Raw genomic sequence first — 6712 nt, forward strand, 5'->3', positions numbered from 1 at the left:
CTTGAGTAATGCCCAAGAGAATCAAAAACTGCTTTTACAGCTTTAATCTGATTTGCATAACACTCAGCATATAGGATTGCATCTTTTTCAAAGTTGGGTTGTGCCAAATATCTTCCGGCAGGGTTTACTATAGAGCTCCCCCCTTTGGCCCAGTCATAGTTCATATGCTCACCGTCTCGTATCCCATGCCATTTCTCGGGAAAATCATCATCGTCCATATACCCGCATCCGCTTAGCACAAATGCCCCGGCTTCAAAAGCATGCACCTTAATAAGTGCTTGAACGTTACAGTTAATTCCGCCTTCACTTGTATCTGCAGTGAGTAACTTGTCCTCACCTCTTTTCCAATTGCCTGGCCACACTGCGATGTGAAATTCTTCTCCTTGATGAATCATATGTGCCCTTACGAGACTCATGTGATTCTCCCAGCATACTAGTCCCCCAATTCGCCCTATATCTGTATCAAAGACGTTTATATCCCTTCCGTCTCCCTGTCCCCAGTAAATTCTCTCAGTATAGGTAGGCATAATTTTTCTGTGCCTGCCCATGACTTCTCCTTTTCGATCCAGAAATAAAAGGCTGTTATAGACCGTGCAGCTGCCTGCCCTGTCGTCCAGCTCATTGCATCCGATCACCACATAAGCACCGGCATCTTTCGCAGCGTCGCCAAGAACTTTGGTGTCTTCGCTAGGTATTTGTATGGAGTTATCTTGAAGACCGATCATGAAATCAGTCCACTCATGGGGCGGGGTCTCATATCCTGCCGTATAGTATGCAGGGTATCCGGGTATGTAGGATTCGGAGAAAGTAATAAGTTCAGCCCCATTTTTGCCGGCTTCTTTGATAAGTCTGCAAGCCTTTTCAATCGTCCTCTCCTTATCCATGAATACTGGAGAGGCTTGTACTACCGCGACTTTTACTTTCTCTCTACCACCCAGGACTTTATTGCCCATTTTGAGATCCTATGTAGTAATAATATTTCCGCTTGTTTGTTCGCCCTCAGTTTGTTTTGCTCTCATTTCAACTAATTGGAGAAGTCTATTTTTAAACTCCTCATCATAAGCACAAACGGAAGGAACTATGTAGCCCATCATGGCTATTTGCAGAAAATACTCTGTGTTTGCTCTAAGAACTTCGTCCTGCATTTTTTCCCCATAGAAATCTGTAAGGTTTGAATAGATATTATGACCTAACTCTCCTACTACCTCCGTAACACTTTTTGTTCCTTGGGTTTGCTGATTATATTGGACGCCTAGATTAAACGCCATTAATATTGAATTTTGAAGGCTGTCCATTTGTACCTGGTCCTTGCCTTGTCCCTGTTGTTCCTCAGACATTTAATTACCTCCTGATATTTTAGGGATTAAGTCTAACACATTCTCCAATTAAAAAAGAGATATGAGCGATTTATGGGTGATTTTTTATTGCCGGGATTTGATTTGAAATATTAAAAGTGTCAAAGTAATAAGTGAATACAAAGTTTGGAGGATCATGAATGGCAAAAGTTCAGGGCGGCCATCTGGTTGCCAGAACACTTTATGAGCTTGGAGTTAGAGAGGTTTTTTCTCTTGCCGGGGGTCATATAAACCCTATCTACAACGGGTGCCAAAAACTTGGCATTAGAATCATCGATACTCATCACGAGCAGGGCGCAGCTATGGCGGCTGATGCTTACGGCAGGGTATCAAAAACCCCTGGAGTGTGCCTGGTTACAGCAGGTCCTGGTTTTACAAACGCCCTTACAGGAGTAGCCGGAGCCCATATGTCTAACGCGCCGTTTATTATTATCTCCGGAAGATCAGGTGTTGAAGAGAATGATAAACTCTCACTTCAGGAGATAGACCAGGTTGCCATGGCTTCTCCAATTACAAAGTGGGCCAAGACGGTTTTTGATCCTCTTCGTATACCTGAGTATGTAAGCAACGCATATAAAAGGTCTATATCTGTGAGACCGGGGCCAGTTTATTTAGGGATGTCGTACGAAGTTCTATATCCCAAATGCGATGAGAAAAAATTAAGCAGCTACAACACTAAAATACCTGTAACAAACACTGAGCCTAACTCAGAGGTTGTAGAGGAGTTTGTATCCCTTCTAAAGAAAGCCAAAAGGCCCGTTGTTATTGCAGGAAGCGGTGCATGGTACTCGGGCGCGGAGAGGGAAATCTCAAAATTCATCGAAAGTTTAAATGTTCCTCTATTTACTTTGAACTTCGGAAGGGGCATTGTGTCTGACGATCATCCACTTTGCTTTGGGCCTGCAAGCGGATCCGCGCCAAACGCGTTTAAGAAAATTACATCCGAAGCTGATCTAATTATTCTTTTTGGTATAAGACTCAGCTTATATATAGGATTTGGCAATAGCTTTAATCCAAAAGCCAAAGTGGTTCAGATTGATATTGAATCAAGTGAAATTGGAAGAAACCGCCCTGCAGATCTGGGAGTGGCGGCGGATCTAAAACACACACTACAAAAAACTATTTCTCGTATAAACAAGAATAGAATGAAGCTCAATTTTAGCCCTTGGCTTAAGAGAGCGGTTTCGCTGCATGATAAGGAAAAGCCAAAAGGCGATAAGTTAAAAAAATCTAATCGGTCTCCAATTCATCCAGTCAGAGTTGGGCAAGCTGTGTCAGAAGTATTGGGCGGAGACGCCTTAATAGTCATTGACGGCGGCGATACCCAAGCTTGGACAGACGGGCACTATCCAATTTTAAACCCTGGGCATTATGTGAAAGGTGGTCCACTGGGGTGCATGGGAGTGGGTGTTCCCTTTGCAATAGGTACAAAAATCGCTCGTCCTGATAAGCAGGTTGCACTAATTACTGGGGACGGAGCTGTGGGAATGAATTTCATGGAGTTTGAAACCGCAATCCGTCACAAAATACCTTTTGTAGCTGTTGTATGTAATGACGGAGCTTGGGGAATGACGAAGCACCAGCTTGAGATTACATATGGCAAAAAGAGTAAGATGATCGGAGTTGATTTAGGACTTACGCCATTTCATGAAATCGTAAATGTGCTAGGCGGATACGGTGAGTTTGTCTCAGATCCCAAAGAACTTAACGGGGCAATCGAGCGGGCAGCTTCCTCTGGCCTCCCCGCCCTCATCAATGTTGCTACCGATCCAAAAGCTGTAAGCGGCGCAACTCATGTAATAACTGAAATGATGATGTCGGCAAATAAAAAATAGCTCTACAATTCTATTTATTAGCTTATTTCTTTTAATTTATCTATAACTTCAGCTGGCTCAGCTCGTTTGGTGTAATCAGCATCTGCAAACGCATACTGTACTGTTCCATCCTTATCAATCACATATGTGCCTGGAAGAGGGATTTCCCAGGAGTCATCACCGTTGAAATTTGGTAGAGCAAGACCAAAGTTTGAATAAATTTCATGAAGTGATGAGTCAAGCTTAAAAACTAGCCCAAATTCGTTTGCTGTTTTATTACCCTCGTCGCTTAAGACTTCAAACTTCAGCTCATTCTTCTCAGCGGTAGATAGAGAATTGTCTGGAGTTTGAGGTGATATGGCAACAAGAGAGGCGCCAAGTTCTTTAATTTCACCAAGGTGTTTTTGATATGCATTTAGCTCAAGGTTGCAATATGGGCACCAACCGCCTCTGTAAAAATTAAGTACCACAGGGCCCTTTTCCAGAAGGGAGTTTAGATCCACTGAATTGCCCTGTGTATTAGGCAAATCAAAGTTAGGCGCTTTTGCACCAACTTTTAATGAATTTTGAGCAATACCTGTATCAGCAAGTCTTCTGGTTGCATCAAGCATAGTGTTTAGTATTTCCGGCGGAACTTTTTTGCTAAATCCGGTATATAGTTCTTCTAATTCTACTTGTAAAGTCATCTAAGACCTCCGTTGATTTAATTGTATAAGTTAAGATTACAGAATAGGTCAATAAGATTCTAGTTTTTATAAATTTGGCCCATACTATTCGCCAGTTTTTAGTACGGCAAGAAAAGCTTCTTGTGGAATCTCGATATTACCAACCTGCTTAAGACGTTTTTTACCCTCTTTTTGTTTTTCTAGAAGTTTTCTTTTTCTTGTTATGTCACCGCCGTAGCATTTTGCAGTAACATCTTTTCTGACGGGTTTCACTGACTCACGGGCAATGATTTTATTTCCAATGGCAGCCTGGATAACCACTTCATATAGCTGTCTTGGAATAAGTGATCTAAGTTTCTGTATAAGCTCTCTTCCTCTTTCATATGATCTGTCCTTGTGAACGATAATAGAAAGAGCGTCTACCACTTCTCCATTTACCAGTACATCTAATTTTATTAGATTGGATCCCTGATACCCAATTGGCTCATAGTCCATAGAGGCATATCCGCGGGAGACGGACTTTAGCTTGTCGTAGAAGTCATATACTATTTCGGCTAGAGGTACTTCGTACTCAACAATAACTCTGTCCTCTGTGACATATCTTATGTCTCTTTGTATACCGCGTTTCTTAATGCATAGATCGAATATCGCGCCAACATAGGTGCTTGGTGTGTGCACCGATACCAAGACATAAGGCTCTTCAATAAGCTCCATTTTGTCAGGTGATGGCAAGTCGCTCGGGTTGTCTACATATGAAACTTCACCACTTTTATCAGTTGTTTTATATATAACAGTTGGAGCAGTGGAAATTAACTCAAGCTCAAATTCCCTTTCAAGTCTTTCCTTTACTATCTCCATGTGAAGAAGGCCCAAAAAACCACACCTAAACCCAAAACCAAGCGCTATGGATGTCTCTGGCTCATAAACTAGAGAAGAATCATTTAGCGCCAGTTTCTCAAGCGCCTCTTTTAATTTGTCATAGTCCACAGAATCAATAGGATAAAGGCCGCTAAACACCATCGGCTTCATCTCCCTAAATCCGGGAAGCGGCTCATCGGTTGGTCTTGAAATGCTTGTAATCGTATCACCGACCTTAGCCTCATCCAGCTCCTTTATTGAAGCAGTCACAAACCCTACCTCGCCCGTCTTAAGCTCCTCTACTTCAATGGCTCTCGGTGAGAAAATGCCAAGTGTTCTTACTTCATATGAAGCTCCCGTAGACATAAACTTTATTTCTTCGCCGGTTTTGATACTTCCTTCAAACACCCTTATCAGCATCACTACCCCTTGATAGGAATCAAACCAGCTGTCAAATATAAGCGCTTTTAGAGGCTCTTTGGATTTATCTGGGGGAGGAGGCACTTCTTTTACTATTGCCTCTAGTACGTCCTTTGTTCCAATTCCTTCTTTTGCACTCGCAGGTATTGCTTCATCTGCGCTTATTCCGATCACGTCCTCAATTTCTTCTTTTACTCTCTCTGGATCAGCGGCAGGGAGGTCTATTTTATTGATCACCGGCACAAGCTCAAGCCCGGAGTCTGCGGCCATATAAGCGTTTGCAACTGTCTGAGCTTCTACGCCTTGTGATGCATCCACAATAAGAATAGCCCCTTCACAAGCCATAAGACTTCTTGAGACCTCGTAGCTAAAATCTACATGCCCCGGGGTGTCAATTAGATTAAACCCGTAGGTATGACCATCGTCTGCTTTATAATCCAGCCTCACAGCCTGCGCTTTGATCGTAATACCTCTTTCTCTTTCTATCTCCATCTGGTCCAAGAACTGATCGGCCATCTCCCGCTTGCTAAGAGTTCCTGTAAATTCCAAGATTCTATCGGCTAAAGTGGATTTGCCATGGTCCACATGGGCTATTATAGAAAAATTTCGTATGTATTTGGGTTCCATATTGTCTGTATTACTGATATTTAGAATTAAAAGATGACGTAGTATAAATTATAGGGGGCTATATTCAAATTAATATACTCTTTACCATGAGCCACCGCCGCCGCCGCCAAAACCTCCGCCGCTGCTACCGCCGCTGAAACCACTACTACCGGATTTTCTTGGTCTGGAAGACAGAGTGCTGTTCATAACGCCCAAGCTTCTTCCAATATCTGATACGAATATATTTGGTGAGAACGTGTTTCCATAACTTGATGAGTGATACCAATTTGGCGGCTCTTTATACATATCTTTAAACGCGTCCGCCCATTTATCTTCCAGGCCAAATACAAGAGCATAGGGCAGCACCCTATCAAACAAAGTGGGATCATTGTTGGCTAGTCTTTCTATGCGGTCTTTCTCCGCTCTATCAATAAACTCTCTAAACCCTAATAGCTCTTCGTTCATGTGTGAGCCCTTTTTGGTTTTTCTGGGCATATACCTTGAGAATATAAGAGTAATTAATCCAGATAGACCTAAACTTAAGCCGAAGATAAAACTTACTTGAAGGCTAAGAAAACCAAGAACCATTGCAGCTATACCGATCCATTTATAAATCCTTCTCACGTTCTCTGGATTGGTTGGGAAGTACCTGCCTGCTACAAGCTCTTTGTAAAGAGCGTCTTTAATTCCTGGAATATGAGAATAAAACTTATTTTTGAGTTCAGAAACCATTATTGTATCTTTACCTCCAAACATTCCAGAGATAATTCTGTCCTCATATAATTTAATTGAATCCAAGGGCTTTTGAGTTCTGATAATTTTGTAGTCTTTGTTCGTGAAGTAGAAAAACTTAGTTGTAGTTATCTCCTCAATTGTTAAATATCCCCTAACAGCTAGATCAATTACTGTTGATGTTAAGTCTAAAATATTTGCCCTCTCATCTATGAGCGTTCCAGCTTCAGCTGGAGTAATATTCTCTGGCGGCTCATACTTA

Annotated in this window: 6 protein-coding genes; 1 reads left to right on the forward strand and 5 read right to left on the reverse strand. The window is 42.1% G+C overall.

What is annotated here, in order from left to right; translation table 11 throughout:
* The coding region (locus AAF462_08850) for a carbon-nitrogen hydrolase family protein (protein MEM7009225.1) at positions 1–953 on the reverse strand (953 nt) is incomplete at its 3' end.
* 9 nt (positions 954–962) lie between these two features.
* Entirely contained in the window at positions 963–1337 is a 375-nt protein-coding gene (locus AAF462_08855; GenBank protein ID MEM7009226.1) for a hypothetical protein, read from the reverse strand.
* Between the two features lie 158 nt (positions 1338–1495).
* Between AAF462_08855 and AAF462_08860 the strand changes: the two genes are divergently transcribed.
* Positions 1496–3190, forward strand: coding sequence for a thiamine pyrophosphate-binding protein (locus AAF462_08860; GenBank protein MEM7009227.1), 1695 nt, complete (start codon positions 1496–1498; stop codon positions 3188–3190).
* A 17-nt stretch (positions 3191–3207) separates the two neighbouring features.
* Here the strand turns inward: AAF462_08860 and AAF462_08865 are convergent, their stop codons facing one another.
* The 3 genes from AAF462_08865 to AAF462_08875 form a co-directional block, all read right to left on the reverse strand.
* Positions 3208–3855, reverse strand: a complete 648-nt coding sequence (locus AAF462_08865) for a peroxiredoxin-like family protein (protein ID MEM7009228.1) — start codon at positions 3853–3855, stop codon at positions 3208–3210.
* An 84-nt stretch (positions 3856–3939) separates the two neighbouring features.
* The gene (gene lepA, locus AAF462_08870) at positions 3940–5739 is read right to left on the reverse strand and encodes a translation elongation factor 4 (GenBank protein MEM7009229.1); all 1800 of its coding nucleotides are present in this window, start codon (positions 5737–5739) and stop codon (positions 3940–3942) included.
* An 81-nt stretch (positions 5740–5820) separates the two neighbouring features.
* The coding region (locus tag AAF462_08875) for a DUF2207 domain-containing protein (protein MEM7009230.1) at positions 5821–6712 on the reverse strand (892 nt) is incomplete at its 5' end.

This window comes from Thermodesulfobacteriota bacterium, from assembly GCA_039028315.1.
GTDB lineage: Bacteria > Desulfobacterota_D > UBA1144 > Nemesobacterales > UBA2774 > CR02bin9.